The sequence below is a fragment of the Veillonella parvula genome, from assembly GCF_902810435.1.
Taxonomy (GTDB): Bacteria; Bacillota; Negativicutes; order Veillonellales; family Veillonellaceae; genus Veillonella.
This window is the reverse complement of record NZ_LR778174.1, coordinates 1,436,438-1,461,500: the sequence shown is the minus strand read 5'-3', so window position 1 is coordinate 1,461,500 and position 25,063 is coordinate 1,436,438. Positions and strand designations below refer to the sequence as shown.

The following is a 25,063-nucleotide window of genomic DNA, read 5'->3' as shown; positions in this document are numbered from 1 at the left end:
GTATATGATAAAAAAAATAATTATTGCATGTACGCTTGTTTGTATGATTGTAATGGTATCCTCTGTATCATTAGCAAAAACTATTGATCGGGGGCAACGAGGGCATCACGTTAGTAAGGTGCAAACCATGTTAAAGCATCAAGGTTTTTTACATGATTCTATAGATGGCATTTACGGTCATAATACAGAACAAGCTGTTCGAAAATTTCAAAAATCTAAAGGGCTCGCTGTAGATGGTCGTGTTGGTCCTGCTACGATGAATGCTTTAGAAAAGATGGAGACTCGTTATGGTGGACATGGCACAGAACGCGATCATAATGGAGTGCCTAATAAATACTCTAAAGTTTTAACGATGGAGGCTAGTGGCTATTCATCTCAAGATCCTGGCAACGGAAAATATACAGCTACAGGCAGTCGTCTACGGAAGGGACTTGTATCTGTAGACCCTAAATTAATTCCTTTGGGAACGCGATTATATATTGAAGGTTATGGCTATGCTGTAGCTGACGATGTAGGTGGTGCTATTAAAGGGCATCGCATTGATTTAGCCTTTGATTCTCGTGCAGAAGCATTGCAGTTTGGACGTCAATCTGTAAAGGTTTATATTTTATAATGATAACTCTCTAGTTTTATATGATTATATGATAGATGTATAGACTACAATCATATTCTTGTATAACATGCTAGAGAGTTTTTCTTTTACCGAATTATAATGTATTCAAAACCTCGAATATTCGGAAAATATGGTATAATAAATAATAGATATATGATGATGACTCATGATGTTAAATTAATAAGCATACTTAATAGTTATATGATGAATGGTAAAGGATAATCCTATGGATAAAGTACGGCGCGTAGAACGAATGGTGGCAATGACAAAACTGTTAGTTGATTCACCGCAAAAATTGATTCCTTTAAATTACTTTTGCGACTTTTTTGGCATGGCTAAATCAACGGTTAGTGAAGATTTAACATGTGTAAGGCAGTCTATGGAACACTTTCAACTGGGGACCTTAGAAACGGTGGCCGGTGTAGCTGGTGGGGTACGATTTATTCCGCATCGCAAGGGAATACAAGCGAACGATATTCTACGCGATGTGCAAGCTCGTTTAATGGAGCCAGATCGCATCATTCCAGGTGGTTTTATTTATATGTCTGATATCTTATATGATTGGCATGTAATGACACGTCTGGGTGAGATTATTATGACTCGTTTCGTGGACCGTGAACCAGACTATATTTTGACTGTAGAAACAAAGGGGATTCCTTTGGCTGTAATGGTAGCGAGAGCTTTCAATAAACCACTTGTTATTGCTAGACGTGATAGTAAGGTAACAGAAGGTTCTGCTATTAGTATCAATTATGTAACAGGTTCCTCTGGGCGCATTCAAACTATGACTCTAACTAAACGGGCAATTCCTCCAAATGCGAAAGTGTTAATTATCGATGACTTTATGAAAGCTGGCGGTACCGCTAAGGGGCTTAAAGAATTAGTTCTTGAAATGAGTGGCGTCGTTGTTGGCACAGGTGTTCTTGTAGCTACAGCTGAACCAAGTCCGAAGTTGATCGATGATTATGAATCACTATTTACTTTTTATGGTATCGATGAAAATACAAAGAAAATTAGTATAGAGCCTGTGTTAGATGCAGAGTAAATCATTAATATTAGGAAGATTATAGGCTGATATAATGGTTTATATTGAGTATTGACCTATGGGCTAAATAATGACGTAAATAATATTTAAAATGGTTTAGAGATATAAGAGATAATAGATAGGAGATTACTATGAATATTGCAAGCCTTATTTTAGCTGCTGGTAAGGGCACGCGTATGAAGTCTAAATTGCCAAAAGTGTTACACAAGGTCGGCGGTAAGGCGATGGTAGAACGCGTTCTTGAAACGGTTCAATCCATTGGTACCAATCGCGATGTTGTTATCGTTGGTTTTGGTGGCGATGCAGTACAAAATTACTTGGGAGAGCGTGCTGAATTTGTTCGTCAAGAAGAACAAAATGGTACAGGTCATGCAGTTAAGATGGCTCAACCAGTACTTGGTGATTATGATGGTACAATCTTATTGTTATGCGGTGATACTCCCCTGGTTACAAAAGAAAGTTTAGAAGCACTTTTAGAAGAACATAAAAATTCCGGTGCAGCAGCTACAATCTTAACTGCTCATATGCCGAATCCAACTGGTTATGGACGTATCATTCGTAATGAAGCGGGTTCTGTAGTTCGTATCGTAGAACAGAAAGATGGTAAACCTGAAGAATTAGCGGTTCAAGAAGTAAATACAGGTATGTACGCTTTTGATAGTAAAAAATTATGGCCTTGCTTAGATCAATTATCTGATGATAATGCCCAAGGTGAATTGTATATTACTGATGTAGTTGGTATTCTCGTAAATGGTGGCGACAAGGTAAGTGCATACATGACTAAGGATTTTGAAGAATCTTTAGGTGTAAACTCACGTTTGCAATTAGCAGAGGCTGAAGCTATATTAAAACATCGTAAAAATGTTGAGTTAATGACTGCTGGCGTAACAATTATTGATCCTGAAAATACCTATGTGGCTCCTGAGGTAACAGTAGGTGCAGATACAATTTTGCATCCTGGTACAATTCTTGAAGGTGATACCGTGATTGGTGAGCGTTGTGAAATTGGACCACACACTCGTTTGACGAATGTAAAAGTCGGCAATGATACGATTATCCACTTTACTTATGGTCATGACTGTGAAGTAAAAGACGGTGTAGATGTAGGTCCATATGTCCATTTGCGTCCAAATACAGTTTTAGGTAACAAGGTTCATGTAGGTAACTTTGTAGAGGTTAAGAACTCTAATGTTGGGGAAGGTACTAAGTTCCCACATCTCTCCTATATCGGTGATAGTGATGTTGGGGCCGGTGTTAATATTGGCTGTGGCACTATTACCGTGAATTATGATGGGAAAGTTAAGCATCGTACGACTATTGGTGATGGTGCATTTGTTGGTTGTAATAGTAACTTAGTTGCCCCTGTAACAGTAGGTAATTATAGCTATGTAGGTGCGGGCTCTACTATTACTAAAAATGTACCAGATAAGGCCTTGGCTGTAGGGCGCAGTAAGCAAATTGTGAAAGAAAATTGGGTAACAGAGGATACTTTCAAAAAGAAATAAAAAAAATCTCATATTTTTTAACACAATTAGGTCAAAATAGTATACAATAAAAAGGCAATAGTGTGTATCTGTAATGTATAGATTATGGATAAGTAACCAGTATAGGAGCAAATGAAAGGGTAACAAAATGGCATTTGAAGACGGCAAAAAACTCAAGATTTTCACAGGTAATGCAAATCCTGCATTGGCAAAGGAAATTTGTGATTATTTAGGGTTGCCTTTAGGTGAAGCATTTGTAGGTCGTTTTAACAATGGCGAAGTACAAATAATGATTGATGAAAGCGTACGTGGCAAAGATGTATTTATCATTCAACCAACTAGCTATCCTGTAAATGATAATTTAATGGAACTCATGGTTATGGCTGACGCGTTAAAACGCGCTTCTGCACGTCATATCACTGCAGTAGTACCTTACTATGGCTATGCTCGCCAAGACCGTAAGACTCGTGGTCGTGAGCCGATTACAGCTAAATTAGTAGCTAATTTGATGCAAACGGCAGGTATTACACGTCTTGTAACAATTGATTTGCATGCAGGCCAAATTCAAGGTTTCTTTGATGTGCCTGTAGATCATTTGTTTGGCGCATCTATTTTGGCTAAATACATTAATGAAAAAAATATGGAAGATGTTATCGTTGTATCTCCTGACCTTGGCGGTGTTACAAGAGCTCGTGATTTGGCTGACCGCATTGGTGCACCGATTGCAATCATTGAGAAAAAACGCCCTGAACCAGGTGTGGCTAAAGTTATGAATCTCATCGGTGATGTGGCAGGTAAAAACTGTATTATTATCGATGATATCGTAGATACGGCTGGATCCTTGGTTGAAGGTGCTAAAGCATTGGAAGAATTCGGTGCTAAATCCGTTACCGCCGCTGTTACACATGCAGTGTTGACAGATCCGGCAAGTGAACGAATTGCAAATTCCAATATTAAGGAACTTATCGTTACTAATACTATTCCATTGCCGGAAAATTGCAACTTACCAAATATTACGCAATTATCCGTAGCTCCATTGTTGGGTGAAGCAATTATGCGTATCTTCCATGAAGTGTCTGTAAGTAATTTATTTGATAAATAATAGGTGATTCTTGAAATTAGTAGTAGGCCTCGGTAACCCCGGCAAGCAATACGAAAAGACAAAACATAATATTGGATTTATGGTTATTGATGCCATAGCCGATAGTGTCCCTCACACGCCTTGGAGAGAGGAGCAACGTGCTGAGGTATGCAGTATTACCGTAGATGGTGAGAAAGTATTACTTGTAAAGCCGCAAACATTTATGAATCTAAGTGGTGAGTCTGTAGGACCGTTAATGCGGTACTACAAAATTGATCCATCTGATGTGTATTGTATCTATGATGACATGGATTTACCTATAGGTAAGTTGCGTATTCGACCAAATGGTAGTTCGGGTGGACACAATGGGATTAAATCTTTAATTTCCCATATAGGAACAGAAAATTTTCCTCGTTTCCGCGTAGGAATTGGACGTCCATTGCCACAATGGACTGTCATTGATCACGTTTTAGCACCATTTAGTGAAGAGTCGCAAGAGAAGGTACAAAAAGGTATTAAGGATACGGTAAAAGCCGTATTAGGCACCTTAGAGGTAGGTATGGATAAAGGCATGAATCAATTCAATCCTAAACGTCGTCCACAGCGATAAATACATGCATAAGGGCATGAGTCTCATTGAGATTCATGCCCTTTTTACGAGGTACATATGAGTAATCAAGAAAAAATGCCTTTTGTAGAGGCTTTAGAATCATATAAAGAACAACATTTCGTGCCCTTTCATACGCCAGGTCATAAGATAGGCGTTGAAGCACCTCAACTATTAAAGAATTGGATGGGGCCAGCGTTACCCTATGACTTAGGTGTTATGTATGCTTTAGATGATTTACATGAACCTGAACGGGAATTAAAAGAAGCGCAAGACTTAACAGCAGAGTTATATGGAGCTGATTGTTGTTGGTTTTCTATTAATGGTACTACAGCTTTGATTGAAGCCATGATTATGGGGACTGTAGGGCCTGATGAAATCATTATCATTCCTCGAGAAGCACATCGTTCCGTTATTAGTGGGCTTGTCCTCTCAGGAGCCAAACCAGTATATATGGACTGTGATTTTGATGAACGCTGGGGAATTCCACTAGGTGTATCATTAGAAAATGCTATCAAATCAATGGATGCACATCCAGAGGCAAAGGCGATTCTTTTAGTTTATCCAAACTATTATGGCGTGGGCATAGATATTGTTAATATCATACAAGAGGCTCATAAGCGGGGACTTATTGTACTTGTTGATGAAGCTCATGGGCCTCATTTGCCGTTCTCTGAAAGTTTACCTATAGAGGCTATAGAGGCTGGAGCAGATTTGGTGGCTCAAAGTACACATAAATCTGTTGGCTCTTTGACACAAACATCTTGGCTATTAGGGCAAGGTAAAAAAATTGATAAGCGGCGTATTACGCAAATGCATCAAATGCTACAAAGTACGAGTCCAAACTATATTTTCCTTGCTTCCTTAGATATGGCGCGCCATCAATTAGCCACAGCAGGTAATGATTTAGTAAGTCGTGCAGTAGAGTTGAGTATGTACTTACGTGAGGAACTCAATAAAATTTCTGGTATTGCTACTATGGAATATACAGATATTCAAGAGCGGGTAATAAATTATGATTGTACTAAGGTGCTGATTGATGCTAAAGAATTAGGGCTCACAGGCGTTGCTTTTGAACGGATGTTACGAGAACATCATATTGAGGTGGAGTTAGTACAAGCTCATCATGTGCTAGTGCTCATTACCATAGGTGATACAAACGAGTCTGTAACTGCTCTTATTAAGGCTGTACAAGCTGTAAGTGAAAAGGTGTTACGTGCATTTAAAGAATTTAATAAAACAGAGGAAGAGCAATTGCAAGACATTAGTAAAGATTCTGCGCTGCTGCCAGCGCCTATTGTGCGCATAACCCCTCGTAATGCTATGTATGCAAATCGTGAGCAAGTACCTTTAAAAGAAGCACTTCATCGCATTGCAGGGGAGACAATTGCTTATTATCCACCAGGTATTCCCTGTGTAGCAGTAGGTGAAGAGATTAGTGCCTCTGTGTTACAATATATAGAGAATCACAAGGCTCTAGGTTATGTACCTAATGGGTCTGATGATATGACATTGGAAACAATTTGGGTGTTACAGGAGTAATTATGGGGACTTTAATCATATTAGAAGGTGGAGACGGCAGCGGTAAGGCTACACAAACTAAACTCTTAGTAGAGCGCTTGACCAAAGAAGGGCATGCCGTTAAGTCTGTGAGCTTTCCAAACTATGATAGCGGCGCCGCTATGCCTATTAAAATGTATTTAGCTGGTGAATTTGGTAAGGATGTACATGATGTAAATCCTTATGTGGCAAGCTCTATGTACGCTATCGATCGATTTGCTTCCTTCAGAACTGACTGGGAACAGTTTTACAAAAATGGGGGTATCATCATTGCAGATCGTTATACAACGTCTAACATGGTGCACCAAATGGTAAAATACGATGATCCGAAGGAACGTACTGCATTTTTAGATTGGCTTGAAGATTTTGAGTTCCAAAAATTTGGCTTGCCTAAACCTGATGCGGTATGCCTTTTGGATATGCCCCTTGAAGTGAGCGAAGCCCTTATGGCGGAGCGCACTGGTAAAACAGGAGGCAATACTGGTGATATTCACGAAGGGAATCATGCATATTTAGTAGCCGTTCACGGTGCGTATGAAGAATTAGTAAAGCGTTATCAATGGCACCGCATACCTTGTGCTGATAAAGCTAAGTCTAGTCAGTATACATTGCGTACTATTGAAGAAATTCATAATGATGTATATAGTGTAGTAGAAAATCTACTACCTTAGAAAAAGGCGACTCTTTTAAAAGTCGCCTTTTTCCTATATAATATTAATATTGAGCATGTATTGATAGGAGGCGCTATGACATATTTTGATTCTATAATTGGTCAAGATTCGATTAAGGCACACCTATCTGAACTTGTAAGTCGTAATGCATTACCTCATAGTCTCTTGTTTTATGGCGAATCTGGTCTTGGCAAGCTAGATATGGCCATTGGCCTAGCATCTTTATTACTAGGGCGTCAAGTATTCTCTCAACCTAAGGGGGAATCTTATTTAGCAGAGGTTAAGGAAGCCCGTTTAGCAAATGGGGATACGGAAAAACGTATCGAAGCCGAAGGATTACCTATCTATATGGATAAGGGTGATGCCTTTTGGATTCGCCCTATGAAAACAACCTTAAAGGTAGAGCAGTGGTATTCATTATTACAAGATCATCTGTCTGTGGCGGGCAATGGGAACCGCGTTGTCATTGTGGAGGACTTTCACACAGCCAATGCAGTTATGGCAAATGCTATGCTAAAAACCATTGAAGAACCACCCGAACAGGTGTACTTCATCATTATTACGAACAAGATTAACACCGTATTGCCTACCATCATTTCTAGATGTATGGGAGTTGGTTTTAACAGTGTTGATGTAGATACGATTCGCACCGCTCTTATAGCGCGTGGAATTACCGGTGATATAGAACAGGCTTTATTAGCTGGTCATGGTAATCCACAATTGGTGGAAAAACTGGCGACACAAGGTCGCATTGAAATGCTAGAGTTAGCCGTTAAGGTGATGGACATATTAGCTTTTGAAACGCGATGGTTTTCTATGATTTCCTTAGCTTGTGAAAGCTTATCTCGTGAAAGCCTAACGGAATTGATGCACTGGCTACGCCTTGTAAGTAGAGATATGATGGCTCTTAAAATGGGGGCTCAAGACACGCAATTACAAGTACCTATATACAAAACTCAATTATTACGATTATTACCGCGCTGGTCTATGCAAGCATTGGCTAAGGTTATTACCGAAACATTGCAAGCAGAACGGGCTTTGTGCTTACATATAAAAACCGCTCTCGTGGTGGACGGTCTTAGTATCGCCCTTCATGATGCTCGGGAGGAGGATTAAATGCTAACCATAGTTGGCGTACGCTTTAAAAAGGCGGGAAAGATTTATTATTTTCAGCCTGAACAATTAGAACTATCCGTTGGGGATGGAGTTATCGTTGAAACAGCACGTGGTGTAGAATATGGCACAGTTGTGATTGGACCTAAAGAGGTCTATGAAGATTCTGTTGTTGCCCCTGTTAAGCCTGTTATTAGACAGGCGACGTCTAAGGATTTGAAACAAATCGAGAAGAATAAAGAGCGCGAAGAAAAAGCCTTTGAAATTTGTCTCGAAAAAATTGAAAAACGCAAGTTACCGATGAAACTTATTAATGTGGAATACACATTTGATATGAATAAGATTATATTCTTCTTTACTGCAGATGGCCGTATTGACTTCCGTGAGCTCGTTAAAGATTTGGCAACTATATTTAGAACGCGCATCGAGTTACGCCAAGTAGGTGTCCGTGATGAGGCTAAAGTACTAAATGGTATCGGTGCTTGTGGTCGACCTTTGTGTTGTTCAAATTTCTTAGGTGACTTTACGCCTGTATCGATTCGCATGGCAAAGGATCAAAATTTAAGCTTAAATCCTACGAAGATTTCCGGTGTATGCGGTCGATTGATGTGTTGTCTTAACTACGAAGATGATTTATATAAAAAAGGTGGCGACCTATATGTGAAGAAGGAACGCACTCAATCTCCTCAAGATATAGCACCTCCTGGCATTGGTAAGGAGGTTGTTACCGATGAAGGTATTGGTAAAGTTTTAAAGGTAAATCATCATAAACATACTGTAAAGGTACAGCTCGAAGCGGGCCGTACTATCGATTTGAAATGGTCCGAGGTGGCATTGCCTGATGAATGATCAAGAACGACTTGATGATTTAATTATCGATGGCTTACAGATTTATCAGCGTTCTGATATGTTTCGCTTTTCCTTTGACGCCATAGCACTCATTCATTTTTGTCGTTTTAATGGTCGTCATACCTATGTTGATCTTGGAACGGGGTCAGGGGTTATGCCGCTTATAGGTACGTCATTAGGGGCAGGTCATATTACAGGTATAGAAATTAATGAAACTCTCGTTGAGTTGGCTAAGCGTAGCGTAGAACATAATCGTAAACAAGATGTGGTAAATATGTTATGTGGTGATTATCGGCATATGACATATCGAGATATACAAGATAAGCCTTTTGATGGTGTTATTGTTAATCCCCCTTTTTATGATTGTGAAAGCGGTGCAAAGCCTACATCTGAAGAGCGTACTTTAGCACTTCATGATGGACATACAACTTTATGTGATGTTCTGAAAGCGGTACAGTCTTTTATTAAATGTAAAGGTCGCTTGTGGATGATTTATAGTGCTAGTCGGTTGCAATATGTATTACATGAACTAGAAAGGTTTAACTTTCAAGCAAAACGAATTCGGTTTGTTCATGGTATGCTAGATAAACCAGCAAAATTAGTTTTGATAGAGTCTATTTTTCAAGGTCAGGCAGGTCTTGTACTTGAGCCACCACTCATCGTTTACAAAAAAACGAATGTGTACACGAAGGAGGTGTCCTCTTGGTATGAACGATAATGAATGGGGCGCATTATACTTGGTGCCTACACCGATTGGTAATTTAGAAGATATGACGTATCGATCTGTTCGTATTTTGGGTGAGGTAGATGCTATCGCGGCTGAGGATACACGTCATACGGGCATATTGTTAAAACATTTTGATATTAAAAAGCCTTTGATTTCTTATCATGAACATAATAAGGAGGAAAAAGGTGCTTATATTTTGGAGCTTTTGTTAGAAGGACAGTCGATTGCTTGCGTTAGTGATGCGGGTATGCCTGCTATTTCTGATCCAGGGGCAGACCTTGTAACAAAGGCCATTGAAGAAGGCATAGCTGTAGTTCCATTACCAGGAGCCAATGCGGCGTTAACAGCACTTATTGCATCAGGTTTAGATACTAAATCCTTTACCTTTGCAGGGTTCTTGCCTAAACGGGGAAAACATCGTATTGAAGAATTAAAAAGACTTTCACAAGTGACGGGAACCTTGCTGTTTTACGAAGCCCCGCATCGATTACAAGAGGTTTTACAAGATATGTATGAAGTCTTTGGTAATCGCTCTATAACGGTGGCAAGGGAATTGACGAAGAAGTTTGAAACCTTTGTACGCACCGATCTAGAAAGCCTTATAAAGGATTTAGAACAGCTCACCTATAAAGGTGAATTCGTCCTCATCGTAAGCGGTGCTGATACAGTGGAGTCCGATACTTGTGAAGTGTTGGATGAACCAGTATCTTATGAAGATGCTGTGCAAGCCCTTGTAGATACTGGGGTACCTAAAAAAGAAGCTATTCGCCAGGTGGCAAAGCGTTTTAACGTTTCCCGCCGGGATGTATATAATATTGTAGAACGTTAAACCTTCCCATTCGAAGGTTAGAAGGAGGCTCATCATGGGAGACACAAAGAAAACGTATTATATTACGACACCTATTTATTATCCAAGTGCTAAGTTGCACATTGGTCATACGTATTGTACATCTGTAGCCGATACAATTGCACGCTTTAAACGATTAGCAGGATATGATGTACGTTTTTTGACTGGTTCAGATGAACATGGCCAAAAAATCCAACGTGCTGCAGAAGCACAAGGCATTACTCCTCTTGAATATACTACAAATATTGTAAATGGTTTTAAAGCATTGTGGGAAAAAATGCATATTTCCAATGACGATTTTATTCGGACTACCGATGAACGTCATGAAAAGGTTGTTCAAGCGTTATTTACAAAAGCTTATGAGAAGGGCGATATTTACAAAGCCGAATATGAAGGCTGGTATTGTACACCGGACGAAACTTTTTGGACAGAGCAGAAGCTAGGACCTAATCATACTTGTCCGGATTGCGGTCGCCCTGTAGAGCGTGTTAAAGAGGAAAGTTATTTCTTCAAACTCGGTAAATATACGGATCAATGGCTTAAGTTTATTGAAGAGAATCCTGACTTTATTCAGCCTGAATCTCGTCGTAATGAGATGATTCAATTTGTAAAGCAAGGTCTAGAAGACTTGGCGGTGTCTCGTACATCCTTTGATTGGGGAATCAAGGTCCCATTTGATCCTAAACATGTAGTATATGTTTGGTTCGATGCATTAGTGAACTATATTAGTGCACTCTCTCCATTTGATGGTGATGGTGAACTATATAAAAAATACTGGCCTGCAGATCTCCATTTAGTGGGGAAGGAAATCGTACGTTTCCATACAATTATTTGGCCTATGATGCTCATGAGCCTTGAGTTGCCATTACCAAAAAAGGTATTTGGACACGGTTGGATGATTGTAGATGGTACAAAGATGAGTAAATCCTTGGGGAACGTAATCGATCCAATCCCATTGATTGATACATATGGTGCAGATTCTTTGCGTTATTACTTATTAAGCGAGATTACGTTAGGTAATGACGGCAACTTTACGTTACCTAACTTCGTTACAAAAATTAATGCAGATTTATCTAATGATTTAGGTAACTTATTAAACCGTACTATTGCGATGATTGAAAAATACCATGGTGGTGTGATTACAAAATGCGATGATATGGATGATTTGGATCGTGATGTATCTACATTAGCCGTTCAAACTGCAAAAGATTTTGAAGCGGCGATGGAAAATATGGAGCTTAATAAAGCTATCAAAACTGTATGGTCCTTTATTGGTCGCATGAATAAATACATTGATGAAACAATGCCTTGGGTATTGGCTAAATCTGAAGATGCTCATGATAAAGCGCGCTTGCAATCTGCTATGTATCACTTGGCAGAGGCATTGCGTATCATTGCCATCTTAGTAAGCCCTGTAATTCCTGTAGGAGCTCCAAAAATCTGGGAACAATTAGGGCTTACAGGTTTTGAAGCGGCTACGTTGGAAGATGCTAAAACTTGGGGATTATTGGCAACAGGTACTAAAGTTGTAAAAGGTGAGCCTATCTATCCACGTTTTGAAGTTCCTGAAATGGTAGATGTAGTTGTTACAGAAGAAGTTGAAGAAGCTGTAGATACATCTAATATTCCACCATTAAAAGAAAATATTACCTATGATGACTTTGAGAAACTCGATCTTCGTGTAGCTAAAGTTATAAGCTGTGAAAAGGTGCCTAAGTCCAAGAAGTTGTTGAAATTTGTATTGGATATCGGTATTGAAGAACGCACCGTATTAAGTGGTATTTCCCAATATTATGAACCGGAGACTATGGTTGGTAAAAAGGTAATCTATTTGTCTAACTTGGCTCCTAAAAAGATGATGGGCATTGAGTCTTATGGTATGATTTTGTCCGCCTCTGATTGGGAAGAACATTTAGAGGTAACAAATATCGAATCATTACCGGCAGGAAGTGTGGTTAAATAATGAAACTTTTTGATACACATGCTCATGTAAATGATGGGCGCTTTGATAATGATCGTAATGAGATGTTACAAGCCTGCTTTGATACAGGTGTAGAATATATTATGATTCCTGGTGTTGACAGAGGTACCGTTGAGTCTGGTTTAGCTTTGGCTAAACAGTACGATCAATTATATGCTGCTGTAGGGACTCATCCCCATGAATCAAAGGACTTTACAGAAGAAGACTACGAGTTTTATAAGGAACAAGCTCTTAACAATGATAAGGTACGTGCTATTGGTGAAATTGGACTAGATTATTACTATGATTTTTCTGACCGTGAAACACAAAAACGCGTATTTATTCGTCAGTTAGAGCTTGCTCGTGAAGTAGATCTCCCGATTATTATCCATGACCGCGATGCACATGGTGATATTATGAATATCTTGCGCAATGAAGGGAAGGATAACTGGGGCATTTTTCATTGCTATTCTGGTAGCTGGGAGATGGCAAAAGAAGCCATTAAAATGGGCTTTTATATTTCCTTTGCAGGTCCTGTAGTATTTCCTAAGTCTACAAATCTTAAGGAAGTAGCAAGACAAGTGCCATTAGAACGAATCCTCATTGAAACCGATTCACCGTATTTGACACCACCACCATTTAGAGGCCGTCGTAATGATCCAAGTAAAACTCAGTTTGTGGCAGAAGAAATTGCAAGCCTTAAAGGGCTCGATATAGATGAGTTTTGTGAAATTGCTTTTAATAATGGTAAACGAGTATTTGGTATCGAGTAAATGTAGAAACTAGTTCATAAGATTATTGGCTGATAAAATATCTGTTGGGCTTTAATTACTAAGTTTTTGCGTACAAAGTATTAAAATACATGATAAAACTAAATTAGAATTATAAATCATAAAACGCGGTTCTCCCTTAGCGGTGAGAATCGCGTTTTTCTATGGTATACTAAAGTATATTCAGACTGAACAGAAGTAAGATGAGGATAGCAACATGAAACGTATTGCATTTATAGATTTAGGCTCGAACTCAGTTCGTTTTGTCATATATGAAATTTCTAAGACTGGTAGTTATCGACTGATATATCAAGAGAAAGAAAGTGTACGTCTCAGTGAGAATATGTGGGGAACTCACGAACTGACCAAAGAAGCTATGGAACGCTCTTTGCGTGCTCTAAAAGGTTTTGTACACATGGCTGATGCAATGGAGGCAAATACGGTTAAAGCTGTTGCTACCGCAGCAGTACGTTTGGCTAAAAATGGGGATGCTTTTATTAAATCCGTAAAAGAACGAACGGGTTTGGATTTAGAATGTATTGCTGGTGAAGAAGAGGCTCGCCTGGGGTTTCTTGGCGTTATCAATACCATTGGACTTAAGGATTTTATTATTTTTGATTTAGGTGGTGCCAGTACCGAGATAACCCTTGTACGAAATCGTCATATTACAAAATCGGTGAGCTTGCCGATAGGGGCCCTTACCTTAACAGGCACCTATCAGAAGGGGGATGAATATACTCCTAAAGAACTTGATAAACTGACGAAAGTTGTAAAGAAAACGATTAAGGAACATACATGGCTTCGCAATGTGAAATTACCGCTTCTTGGTATCGGTGGCACTGCTCGTAATATTGCTAAAATGGATCAACGCAAGTTATCTTATCCTATTACAAAGCTACATAATTATGAAATTCCATATCATAGATTCCATGAAATTTTGGAAGAAGTAAAAGGCAAAACTCTAGAGGAGCGCAAAAAGATTAGTGGTTTATCATCGGAGCGCGCTGATATCATTATTGCAGGTCTCACTATCGTAGAAGAATTATTTAACTACGTAAATACTAAAACACTCGTTGTTGGTGGTTGTGGTTTGCGAGAAGGTTTATTTTACGACTATTATGGAGCGCACTACTTAGGTGGTAACTCTATTATTGATGATATTTTAGTACATTCTGCAGAGAATGTATTATTAGGTATGACTAAACATGAGTTAGTTCATGCTAAATATATTACAGATTTAGCTATTAAACTGTATGATGAATTAGAACCACTTCATAGAGCTGATAAAAATACAAGACGTTGTTTGATTGCGGCTAGCTTATTACATGATATTGGTAAACGGATTAATTATTATAGTCATGCCCGACATGGCTGTTATATGCTTGTCAATAGTAATTTATATGGGCTTTCCCATATTGAACAAGCTTTTAGCGCGTTCCTTGTTATGAACTCTCATGGTTTGACGCCAAAAGAGTATAAAAACTTCTTATACGGTAAATTGTTAGATCAAGAACAGCGTTTGTTGGGACAAAAAATATCTATTATTCTAGCCTTGGCTGAAGCTCTTGATGAAAGTCATGAACAATTCATTCGCCATTTATCCGTGAATCTAAAATATACTAGTGTACAATTAGTAGTAACCTATTTGAACGGTCGCGATATAAGTGTCACAAAAGCGGCTGTAGAGAAATTAGGAAAATCTTTTAAAAAAGAATTCAAGAAAACATTAGAAATAGAGTGGAAGGAAGCTCGTAAGGAGGCATAATGGCATTACCAAAAGCGTTACGATATGCAGTGCTACATGTAGGCTCCAGTAGCATGAGTATTACTATTTTAGAATACAAGGACATCGATGATGTACGCGTTATAGATTATGCAGCTAGGGAGGTAACCTTTGGGGAAGAATTATTCCAAACCTCTCGTTTAAGTTTTGAAACGATTGAGGAAATTTGTCATATATTAAAGGGATATAAACAATTAATGGCTGATTACGGTGTGAGTCGCTCTAGATTATATGGTACTACTGTAATACGTGAAGCCGCTAATCGTCGTAGTATTCTGGACCAAATTTATATTCAAACAGGTATGCGTGTTGAGGTTATCGACATGCCTAAAGAGGTGTATTACAAATATGCCTTACTATACTACAAGATGACTAATCAGTACCGCTTGACGGATCCTACAAAGGCAACATTATTCCTTGATATTACTTCTGGTGGTGTAGGTTTAACCGTTTGGCGTGGTGAAAGCTTATTATTCCAGCGCAATATGCATAGCGGGTCATTACGTGTTATGGAATCTTTTAATCGCAACCAACGTTCCTCTACATCGTTTCCAATGGCTATTACCGAGTATTTACATCGCATGATAGGCCCATTACGGGAGGAGCTTAAGACCTTCAATATTAATAGTGTTATTTTATCAGGCGATGAAGCTCAATATATGGCGCGTCTCATGGGAGATGGCAGTAATAAGGACGATATTATTACAATTGAACCAGAACGTTTTAAGGGCTTCATCAAATCCTTTGATGGTGTAACAGCCACTAAGTTGATCAATCGATATAAACTACCTGAATATAAGGCGAATATTTTGATGCCTACTATGATTTTATTTAATGAAATTATAACAGCTATAGAGCCTAAATCGTTGATTTTTAGTAGCTTCTCCTTCTCTCAAGGAATAAGCTGGTTCTATGGCGTTGAGGCGGAAAATAATCCCTTTATGTACCAATTGCGTGAGCAAAATGCTCAATTAGCTCGTGCTGTTGCCGCTAGATATCATACAGACAGCATTCATGATGCTGAGGTGGAACGTTTCAGTTCTTTATTTTGTAAAACATTACGCCATAAAGGTTTACCGGAGCGGTGGGGTTACTTATGCCGCATTGCAGCTATATTGTGTTCTGTAGGCAAGTTTGTTAATTTACGAAACCATGGAGAGCATGCGTATCATATTGTGATGGGCACAGATATTTTTGGGCTTTCAGAAGAAGAAAAACAAGTAGTTGCAAATGTCGTATTTTATCACTATAAGGGAACTCCATCTGATGATGATACATATTTTAATTCCTTAACAGAATTACAAAAGATTCAGGTTACAAAGTTAGTAGCTATCATTCGTGTGGCCTGTGCTCTCGACGCAGGGAGTAACCAAAAAATCTCAGATGTTATATTGGAAGAGCGCGATAATGTATTGTATGTATTCTGTCGCACTAATGAGGATATTTCTCTAGAATGGTGGACGTTTAATCGAGATGCTGAATATTTTACAGAAGTATTTGGTATGGAACTTATGCTTGTAAGAGGAGGTGACCGCCATGTTCAGTAATGCTAAATATTATTTTAATCGTGAATTATCTTGGCTAAAATTTAATCAGCGTGTACTATTAGAGTCCATAGATCCAAATACTCCGCTGTTGGAGCGGTTGCGTTTTATTGCTATTGCTAGTTCTAATTTAGATGAGTTTTTTATGATTCGAGTGGCTGGCTTACGTCATCAAGTTGTGAATGGCATTGTTAAATATGATGCAGCCCATATGGATGCAAAAGCACAATTAAAGGCGATTGATGAATCTGTACAACGTCTTGTTTCCATGCAAAGCACGTATTTAAATAATGTACTGACTGAACTAGAGGCTCATGGCTTTTTCTTTACCCATCCTGATACACTAGATGTAAAAACAAAAGCTTGGCTACGCCATTATTTTGAGGAACATATATACCCCGTAGTAACACCATTGGCTGTTGACTCGGGGCATCCATTTCCATTTTTAACAAATCATACCATTAATGCAATTGTACGTATCTTTCAAATACAAGAGGATGGGACTAAGGATTACAAGATTGCTATCTTGCCAATACCATCTGTATTAGATCGAATCATTGAAGTTCCAAGCCGTGGTAATAAGGAACATCGATTTGTTTATCTAGAAGATGTCATTACTTATTATGCAAATCAATTTTTCCAAGGTTATGGTATTGAAGATTATATGGTTTTCCGTATTACTCGTGATGCAGACCTTGAAATAGATGAGGAAGAAGCAACAGATTTGCTATCTGAAGTAGAGGCATCCTTGCGGCGTCGCCGTCGTGGTGATGCGGTACGTCTTGAAGTTTGTGGAGAGATAAAGGATCACTTATTAGACTTTGTCCTTACAAGTGTAGAATTAGAGCAAAAGGACGTATATCGCATTGATGGACATTTGGATTGCCGTATGTATTTTGATTTCTGTAATTATCCAGGTTATGATAAGCTCCGATATGAACCGTTTGATCCTAAGATTCCTAGTGAATTAGTTGATTATGAAGGTGATAGCTTATTTTCTATTATTGGTAAGCAAGATCTTTTTGTTCATCATCCCTTTGAATCTTTTGCAGTGGTTGAGCAATTTATTGCACAAGCAGCTATAGATCCTGATGTATTGGCCATTAAACAAACATTATATCGCGTTAGTGGGGATTCTCCGATTATTGCGTCCTTAATAAAAGCGGCAGATAATGGGAAACAAGTAACCGTCCTTATGGAGGTTAAGGCGCGGTTTGATGAAGAAAACAATATTCATATGGCTCGTCGACTCGAAAAAGCGGGATGTCATGTTATTTATGGTTTAAAAGGTCTTAAGACACACTCTAAAATTACTATGGTGGTACGCCGGGAAACGGATGGTATTAGGCGGTATGTCCATCTAGCAACGGGAAACTATAATGGTAAAACAGCTCGCATGTATACTGATTGTGGTATATTTACTTGTAATGATGAGTATGGTGATGATGCGTCACGTTTCTTTAACTTGATTTCTGGATATTCTGACCCACCAATTTGGAATAAGTTTATTGTAGCGCCTTTAAATTTACGTGAAAAAATTATGGAACTTATTGACCGTGAAATCGAGTTTGCTAAGAATGGGGAAGAAGCCTATATCATTGGTAAGATGAATTCTCTGCTCGATAAAAAGGTCATTGCTAAGTTGTATGAAGCTTCTTCTGCTGGAGTTCGTATCGATCTTATCGTGCGTGGTATTTGTACGCTTCGTCCTGGCATTGCCGGTGTTAGTGATAATATCACAGTACGCTCTATTGTGGGGCGTTTTCTTGAACATCATCGTTTGTTCTACTTCCGTAATGGAGGGAATGAAAGTCTGTACCTATCTAGTGCAGATTGGATGCCTCGAAATTTGAATGAACGTGTAGAGCTTATGATTCCGATTGAAGATAAACGCCATAAAGAACGGGTAAAAAGTATTTTAGATTTATATTTAGATGATACATTAAAAGCTCATTTTATGAGAGCAGATGGTTCGTATCATAAAATCAATGATCGAGAGAATCCTATATCTGCTCAAGAGGAGCTAATGAAAACTGCTATTGAGCATGAACACAGAGAGTCAATGACGGTCATTGAACGGTTACAACCGATGTTAAAAATAAATAGATGATGAAAAAACCTTAATATATTAGGTAATGAATTTTAATACAATTACATAACATATAAAAAGCCCATTATATGGGCTTTTTTACTTTCTTATACATTTAAAAATGAGGAGAAAATGAAGTTTTGAGTGTTCTAGAAAATATTGGTAACAATTGAAAAACACATAAAAATACAAATTTAGTAATAAAAAATCTGTATATACTATATGTGGTATTAGTGTTGTATATATGTACACAATTCGGAATATATTGTATAGTATTTAAAAATATAGATATGTACGCATACAGTGGACTTTTATTAAAAAATACAAAATACAATCTATTACTAATTCAGTATTTATAAAGGGTTTCGTCTTATTGTTAACTTATGGTGTTTGACAGGTTGTATCTATCTGTAGTAGAATAATACCATTACAGGAGGGATTACAACATGAGAATTCATAAGACACACAAGCGATATATTTCGTCTGTTGTTGCCGGATTGATTGTAACAGCTGTAACCATGACCGGTTTTTCTTATAATGATAAAACCGTTACCGTTATGGTAGATGGTGCAGCACACACTGTTAGAACGCATTTAAATTCTAACGAAGGCATTGTACGCGATGCTGGGGTTAAGTTAAATCCAAATGATAAAGTTATTTCTAGTTCATCTACAGTTCAAAATGGAACAACCTTAACGGTTGTTCGTGCTATTCCAGTTTATGTAACTGTAAATGGTAAAACAAGAGCTGTATTCACTACAGAAACAACTGCTCAAGGTGTTGCTAATGAGCTTGGTTTCAAAGCACCTAACTATGTAGTAGTGGGCGATGAAAATGGATCTGTTTTAAGTGGTACACGTATAACAATTGCTCAAGTAACAAGCCGCTCTCTATCTACAGTAGATCAAGAAGTTGCTGTTGAAGTGGTTCGTCAAAAAGATGATACTATGGCTAAGGGCGAAGAAGAGGTTGTTCAAGTTGGTCAACCTGGCTTAGAACGAGTACAACGTGAAACACTATATAGTAATGGTACAGTTATTAAAACTAATGATGTATCTAAAGTAACACAACGTGCAATGGTACCTACAATTATTAAAGAGGGCACTCGTGAGGTGACTACATCTCGTAATGTAGCAGGACGTGCATCTCGCGCTATCGTAATGGAAGCATCTGCTTATCTTGCTGGCGATGGTGATGGTGCTGGTATTACCGCTACGGGTCTACCTGCAGTACGTGGCATTGCCGCAGTAGACCCAGATGTTATTCCATTGGGTACACGTTTATTTATTCCTGGTTACGGTGAAGCTATTGCTGCCGATACAGGTGGTGCTATAGTAGGTAACAAAATCGACCTTGTAATGGACTCTTATGGGGAGGCTATGGACTTTGGTCGCCAAGACGTTACAGTGTACGTTTTGGACTAATATGATGATTTAGAGGGTATATCTATAAGATATATTCTCTTTTTATTGGACCTACTTAGCTCAGTAATATTCAATTATAATAGATATAGTAGAAGGACGCCTTATGATTAAGGCGTCCTTTTTTAGTCTTCAATATATGGAATTAGATATTCGTACTTTGTACCTTTTAATTCATCTTTAGGGATAAATCGTAAAGATGATCCATTGATACAGTAGCGAAGAGAGCCATTAGGACCATCTTCAAATACATGACCTAAATGAGCATTACCGATGCGGCTACGAACTTCTATGCGATTCATACCATGTGAGTTATCTTGGTAATACTTGATAACATCTTTAGCTATTGGTTTAGTAAAGCTAGGCCAGCCACAATGAGAATCGAATTTATGGGCTGATACAAATAGTGGCTCTCCAGTGGTGATATCTACGTAGAGACCCGCTTTAAACTCATCTGTTAGTTCATGGCTGAAAGGCGCATCTGTAGCAGAGTTTTGAGTTACTTCAAATTCTTGTGGCGCTAAAGCCTTTAAATCTTCCTGGGAAGGTTTAGCATATGCATTATCATCGATGAGTGGTTCATCAGATAGACCCAATGGAATGTGACAATAGCCATTAGGATTTTTGTCTAAGTAATCTTGATGGTATTCCTCAGCAGAGTAGTAGTTCTCTAAAGGTAATACTTCGATAGCAAATGGTTTGCCTTCAAAGGCTTGAGCACGTGCTAAGGTACTTTCAATAACGGCTTTATCGGTTGGATCAGTATAATAAATACCCGTACGATATTGAATGCCTACGTCACCACCTTGTTTATTGACACTAAAGGGATCAATAGCACGTAGAAAATATTGAATTAAGTGATCTAAAGATAGTATATCAGCATCGTAAATGACCTTGAGCGCTTCTACGTGCCCACTGTTGTGGCATACATCTTCATAACTTGGATTTTCTGTAGGACCATTGGCATAGCCTACTTCGGTAGAAAGGACACCGGAGATCTTTCTGATATACCCTTGAAGGCCCCAGAAGCAACCACCGCCTAAATATATAGTATGTTCATTCATTTAATCACCCCAAACTTCATGAGCTATTTCTTTGACTAATGCGAGTTTAGCCCATTGTTCTTCTTCGGTCAATTGATTGCCGATTTCACAGGATGCAAAGCCACATTGAGGGGATAAGCAAAGTCTTTCAAGTGGAATATATTTTGTTGCTTCTTTGATACGTTCTTTGATGACTTCTTTATCTTCTAACTCAGGGCGTTTAGATGTGATAAGGCCTAATACAACTTTCTTATTAGGAGAAACTTCACGCAATGGCTCAAAACCTCCAGAGCGATCATCATCAAACTCTAGGTAATAAGCGTCTACATTTTCCTTGGCAAATAGGATAGGGGCAATAGGTTCGTACCCACCACTAGCGGCCCATGTAGAGTTATAGTTACCACGACATACATGTGTAGTAAATGCTAAGTCGTGAGGGCGACCTTCAAGAGCTAAGTTATTCAAACGTAAATATTTAGCGGTTTCACCTTCAATGGTTACACTTTTATCCTTTTGACGACCTGTCCAGTAAGCATGGTCACAACACATACCCCAAGTACAATCATCAAATTGAATATTGCGACAACCCGCATCGTAAAGGTCTTTAATTACTTGGCGATAGGCGGCAGCAATATCTTGAATCAATTCTTCTAAATCTGGATAGAAGGAGCGCGTTGTAATGCCATTGTCTTCACGGAATAACTCTGCCAAAAACTGAGAAGGAGCAGGAATCGTTTGACGTGCCGTAGTATTTTCGTCTTCAAATTGTTTTACAAATTTGAAATGTTCAACGAATGGGTGGTTTGTCCCCTTAATTTTACCAGTAAGGGCGAGGGAACCTGGCGCTGTTTCTTGACCGACGAATTTGTAACCGTGTTCCAGTTCAATTTCTTTTACGCCGTTAAAGCCCCACATGAAGTCTAGATGCCAATAGGCACGACGGAATTCGCCATCTGTAATCACTGGTAGGCCAGCTGCTTTCTGTTTTTGAATGAGGTCTGTAATAAGACGATCTTCAACGGCTGTTAATTCTTCTCGAGTAATATTTCCCTTATTAAAAGCTTCGCGTGCTTCTTTTAATTCTGCTGGGCGTAGGAAGGAACCTACGATATCAAAGTGGAATGGTGCTGTATGTTTGGACATAATAATCCTCCTTATATAAACGATTAAACCGATAATTTTGATAGGTTAATTATAGCTAAGTATGATTATATATAAAAATATCAATATATTTGAGTTGTATATAGTTTAAAGTTATGTCTATGAGTGATTTTATGCTTTAAGTTATACCCAAGAAGGCACTCTCTAAAATAGAGAGTGCCTTCTTTATGGATTATCTGATACATCTAAATTGAACAATAGTGTTGTATCGCTCTATAAATAATATGATATATAATTATTTTTTGTTTTCTGGTAATTGAATATGTCTACCGTAATTACTAACGTATTGTTCTAGAGCGTGGATATATTCTTGACCTAAACGGCTGCGTTGCATTTTATTATTAGTAATGTAGCCAATGTGCATTAAACCTTCTTCGGCAAGTGGAACGGAAATGATATTTTCACCATTTACCTCTTTATCGATTACACCACTAGATACAGTGTATCCATCAAGGCCAAGTAATAGGCTAAATAAAGATGCTCTATCGCGAACACGGATATGTTTTGGGCGCACTACGGTACTGAAGATTTCTTCAGAGAAGTAGAAGGAGTTGTGATCGCCTTGCTCAAAGGAAATATATGGATATTCCTCTAATTCGTCCATAGAGACTACCTCTTTATGGGCTAATGGATGCGTTTTACCAATAAAGATATGAGGATGGGCCGTAAATAATTCAGTAAAGGTTAATTCGTTAGTGTGAATTAATTTTTCTAATACAGGACGGTTGAAATCATTATAATAGAGTAAGCCAATTTCACTCTTCATATGAGCTACGTCATCGATGATTTCATAGGTTTGTGTTTCTCGTAAGGATACATCGTATTGGTCGATTTCAGCACCTTTTAAAAGCTCTACAAAGGCATTGACTGCAAAGGAGTAATGTTGAGTAGATACAGAAAATTGTTTTTTACCACCGCTTTGGCTCTTATATTGCTCCTCTAAAAGGGCTGCTTGTTCTAACACTTGGCGCGCATAGCCGAGGAAGCGTTCCCCTTCTTTAGATACGGTAATTCCTTTATTAGTACGATCGAAAATGGTAATACCCATTTCTTTCTCTAGTTCTTTAATAGCCTTGGTGAGACTCGGTTGAGACACAAATAATCTCTTGGCTGCCTCACTAATACTGCCTATATTGGCAATTGTTGTGACATACTTTAATTGTTGTAAGGTCATAATTGGCCTCCTTTTATATATTACACTATTAATACTACTCGATTATAAGTATTTAAGCAATGTTATATATATGTTACAATGTATTAATAGAATAAAAGGGGGATATATGTTAAAACAAGTCATTGTCGTAGAAGGAAAATCTGATATACAACGTATCGCTCAAGCTGTAGACGCTGATTGCATTGCTACAGAAGGATTTACCCTCAGAAGAGGTGTTATCGATATGATTCGCGTTGCCTATGAGAAACGTGGCATTATTATATTAACTGATCCTGATACAGCAGGGGAGCGAATCCGACGCGTTTTAACTAAAAAATTCCCTAATGCACAACATGCTTTTGTGCCTCGTGACGAAGCGTTTGCAAATGATGATATTGGCATAGAACAAGCATCTCCAGAGTCAATCAGAAAGGCTCTATCTACATTACACGTAGAATCTCTAGAATCATCTAACGAATTTACTATGGTGGACTTAGTGCGTCACGGATTGTCTGGTATGCCTGATAGTGCAGCTCGTCGAGCGGTTATTGGTGCTAAATTAGGTATTGGATACGGTAATGGAAAGCAATTTTTATACCGTTTAAATCATTATGGTATAACCCGAGATGCTTATGAAGAGGCAGTAAATTGTTAAAATAGGAGTTAAGATGTTAGAATCAGTAATTGCAAGCCCAGAGGTTGTGCATTATATATGTAAGCGCTTTGATATTAAAATGAGCAAAAAGCTAGGACAAAACTTCCTTATTAAGCGAGGTATAGTCGATGAAATTGTACATGCTGCGGAATTAACCGTGGGAGAACCTGTTCTAGAGGTCGGCCCTGGTATTGGTACCTTGACACAAGGTTTAGCTCAAAGTGGGGCAGATGTAACGGCTATCGAGCTAGATCGTCGCTTATTGGAGGTACTAGATACGACATTGGCATCTTATGACAATGTACGTATCATTCATGGTGATGTGTTAAAGCTTGATGTGCCAACGATTATGAATCATAAACCATTTAAAGTGGTTGCTAATTTGCCATACTATATTACAACACCTATTATTATGTCTTTGTTGGAAAGTAAATTACCTATTGAACGTCTAGTTGTGATGGTGCAAAAAGAGGTGGCCTTACGGATGATAGCAAAGCCCGGTACAAAGGACTATGGCGCATTATCTGTTGCTGTTCAGTATTATACGGAACCAGATATTGTTCTTGATGTACCGCCTAAATCTTTTTTGCCAGCTCCAGCGGTGACAAGTTCTGTTATCCGTTGCGTATTGCGTGATAAACCACCTGTAGATGTGATTGATGAGAAACTATTTTTTCGCGTTGTGAAAGCTGGTTTTGCGCAACGCCGTAAAACATTCTCTAATACGATGAAGACAACGGGTTTAACAAGAGATAGAATTGAAGAGTTATTAGCAAAAGCAAATATTGATGGTCAACGAAGAGGTGAGACCTTTACACTTCAAGAATTTGCTGATGTAGCCAACGCATGGGCAGCATTAATCAAATAGTATAATACATAAAGAGCTT

Annotated in this window: 22 protein-coding genes; 19 read left to right on the top strand and 3 right to left on the bottom strand. The window is 38.5% G+C overall.

All coding sequences use genetic code 11. The features are described from left to right. The first annotated feature begins 4 nt into the window (after window positions 1-4). The 17 genes from FNLLGLLA_RS06635 to FNLLGLLA_RS06555 all read left to right on the top strand — a co-directional run bounded on the left by FNLLGLLA_RS06635 (window position 5) and on the right by FNLLGLLA_RS06555 (window position 20,167). Window positions 5-613 (top strand): peptidoglycan-binding protein, encoded by a 609-nt coding sequence (locus FNLLGLLA_RS06635; RefSeq protein WP_024060198.1) that lies wholly within the window; start codon window positions 5-7, stop codon window positions 611-613. Window positions 614-839: 226 nt separating this feature from the next. Then, the gene (purR, locus tag FNLLGLLA_RS06630; protein WP_004697116.1) at window positions 840-1,658 is read left to right on the top strand and encodes a pur operon repressor; all 819 of its coding nucleotides are present in this window, start codon (window positions 840-842) and stop codon (window positions 1,656-1,658) included. A 131-nt stretch (window positions 1,659-1,789) separates the two neighbouring features. Further along, window positions 1,790-3,163, top strand: coding sequence for a bifunctional UDP-N-acetylglucosamine diphosphorylase/glucosamine-1-phosphate N-acetyltransferase GlmU (gene glmU / locus FNLLGLLA_RS06625; RefSeq protein ID WP_077708284.1), 1,374 nt, complete (start codon window positions 1,790-1,792; stop codon window positions 3,161-3,163). A 127-nt stretch (window positions 3,164-3,290) separates the two neighbouring features. Then, on the top strand, window positions 3,291-4,244 hold the full coding sequence (locus FNLLGLLA_RS06620; RefSeq protein ID WP_004693255.1) for a ribose-phosphate diphosphokinase: 954 nt from the start codon (window positions 3,291-3,293) through the stop codon (window positions 4,242-4,244). Between the two features lie 10 nt (window positions 4,245-4,254). Next, window positions 4,255-4,833, top strand: a complete 579-nt coding sequence (pth, locus tag FNLLGLLA_RS06615; RefSeq protein ID WP_024060200.1) for an aminoacyl-tRNA hydrolase — start codon at window positions 4,255-4,257, stop codon at window positions 4,831-4,833. A 57-nt stretch (window positions 4,834-4,890) separates the two neighbouring features. Then, window positions 4,891-6,372 carry an aminotransferase class I/II-fold pyridoxal phosphate-dependent enzyme gene (locus FNLLGLLA_RS06610; protein ID WP_156697446.1) on the top strand — a complete coding sequence of 494 codons (1,482 nt, stop codon included), beginning with the start codon at window positions 4,891-4,893 and terminating at the stop codon, window positions 6,370-6,372. 2 nt (window positions 6,373-6,374) lie between these two features. Continuing rightward, entirely contained in the window at window positions 6,375-7,061 is a 687-nt protein-coding gene (locus FNLLGLLA_RS06605; RefSeq protein WP_008600529.1) for a dTMP kinase, read from the top strand. Between the two features lie 75 nt (window positions 7,062-7,136). Continuing rightward, window positions 7,137-8,177 (top strand): hypothetical protein, encoded by a 1,041-nt coding sequence (locus FNLLGLLA_RS06600; RefSeq protein WP_060919003.1) that lies wholly within the window; start codon window positions 7,137-7,139, stop codon window positions 8,175-8,177. After that, complete coding sequence (locus FNLLGLLA_RS06595) at window positions 8,178-9,023, top strand: PSP1 domain-containing protein (protein WP_008713595.1); 846 nt, start codon at window positions 8,178-8,180, stop codon at window positions 9,021-9,023. After that, window positions 9,016-9,741 (top strand): tRNA1(Val) (adenine(37)-N6)-methyltransferase, encoded by a 726-nt coding sequence (locus tag FNLLGLLA_RS06590; RefSeq protein WP_008713596.1) that lies wholly within the window; start codon window positions 9,016-9,018, stop codon window positions 9,739-9,741. Before FNLLGLLA_RS06595 ends, FNLLGLLA_RS06590 begins: the two co-directional genes overlap by 8 nt. Further along, window positions 9,731-10,579, top strand: coding sequence for a 16S rRNA (cytidine(1402)-2'-O)-methyltransferase (gene rsmI, locus FNLLGLLA_RS06585; RefSeq protein WP_008713597.1), 849 nt, complete (start codon window positions 9,731-9,733; stop codon window positions 10,577-10,579). Before FNLLGLLA_RS06590 ends, rsmI begins: the two co-directional genes overlap by 11 nt. 34 nt (window positions 10,580-10,613) lie before the next feature. Beyond that, window positions 10,614-12,560, top strand: a complete 1,947-nt coding sequence (gene metG / locus FNLLGLLA_RS06580) for a methionine--tRNA ligase (RefSeq protein ID WP_008713598.1) — start codon at window positions 10,614-10,616, stop codon at window positions 12,558-12,560. After that, entirely contained in the window at window positions 12,560-13,330 is a 771-nt protein-coding gene (locus FNLLGLLA_RS06575) for a TatD family hydrolase (RefSeq protein ID WP_060919002.1), read from the top strand. Before metG ends, FNLLGLLA_RS06575 begins: the two co-directional genes overlap by 1 nt. A gap of 214 nt (window positions 13,331-13,544) precedes the next feature. After that, the gene (ppx, locus tag FNLLGLLA_RS06570; protein ID WP_105086592.1) at window positions 13,545-15,092 is read left to right on the top strand and encodes an exopolyphosphatase; all 1,548 of its coding nucleotides are present in this window, start codon (window positions 13,545-13,547) and stop codon (window positions 15,090-15,092) included. After that, window positions 15,092-16,657, top strand: coding sequence for a Ppx/GppA phosphatase family protein (locus tag FNLLGLLA_RS06565; RefSeq protein WP_101928137.1), 1,566 nt, complete (start codon window positions 15,092-15,094; stop codon window positions 16,655-16,657). Before ppx ends, FNLLGLLA_RS06565 begins: the two co-directional genes overlap by 1 nt. Next, window positions 16,647-18,764 (top strand): polyphosphate kinase 1, encoded by a 2,118-nt coding sequence (ppk1, locus tag FNLLGLLA_RS06560; protein ID WP_156697447.1) that lies wholly within the window; start codon window positions 16,647-16,649, stop codon window positions 18,762-18,764. Before FNLLGLLA_RS06565 ends, ppk1 begins: the two co-directional genes overlap by 11 nt. A 425-nt stretch (window positions 18,765-19,189) precedes the next feature. Beyond that, a complete protein-coding gene (locus tag FNLLGLLA_RS06555; RefSeq protein WP_004693280.1) occupies window positions 19,190-20,167 on the top strand; it encodes a 3D domain-containing protein in 978 nt (325 codons plus the stop codon). A gap of 122 nt (window positions 20,168-20,289) precedes the next feature. Here FNLLGLLA_RS06555 and msrB read toward each other — a convergent pair whose 3' ends face one another. From msrB to FNLLGLLA_RS06540, 3 genes are all read right to left on the bottom strand, one after another. Next, entirely contained in the window at window positions 20,290-21,228 is a 939-nt protein-coding gene (gene msrB / locus FNLLGLLA_RS06550; RefSeq protein ID WP_058948407.1) for a peptide-methionine (R)-S-oxide reductase MsrB, read from the bottom strand. Next, window positions 21,229-22,350 carry a 5-methyltetrahydropteroyltriglutamate--homocysteine S-methyltransferase gene (locus tag FNLLGLLA_RS06545; protein ID WP_156697448.1) on the bottom strand — a complete coding sequence of 374 codons (1,122 nt, stop codon included), beginning with the start codon at window positions 22,348-22,350 and terminating at the stop codon, window positions 21,229-21,231. Between the two features lie 253 nt (window positions 22,351-22,603). Next, window positions 22,604-23,542: a LysR family transcriptional regulator gene (locus FNLLGLLA_RS06540; RefSeq protein ID WP_004697127.1), complete on the bottom strand. Its 939-nt coding sequence runs from the start codon at window positions 23,540-23,542 to the stop codon at window positions 22,604-22,606. Window positions 23,543-23,648: 106 nt separating this feature from the next. Here FNLLGLLA_RS06540 and rnmV point away from each other — a divergent pair, with 106 nt between their 5' ends. Both rnmV and rsmA read left to right on the top strand, forming a co-directional pair. Next, window positions 23,649-24,176: a ribonuclease M5 gene (gene rnmV, locus FNLLGLLA_RS06535; RefSeq protein ID WP_004697202.1), complete on the top strand. Its 528-nt coding sequence runs from the start codon at window positions 23,649-23,651 to the stop codon at window positions 24,174-24,176. 13 nt (window positions 24,177-24,189) lie between these two features. Continuing rightward, window positions 24,190-25,044, top strand: a complete 855-nt coding sequence (gene rsmA, locus FNLLGLLA_RS06530) for a 16S rRNA (adenine(1518)-N(6)/adenine(1519)-N(6))-dimethyltransferase RsmA (RefSeq protein ID WP_004697159.1) — start codon at window positions 24,190-24,192, stop codon at window positions 25,042-25,044. Window positions 25,045-25,063 lie beyond the last annotated feature (19 nt).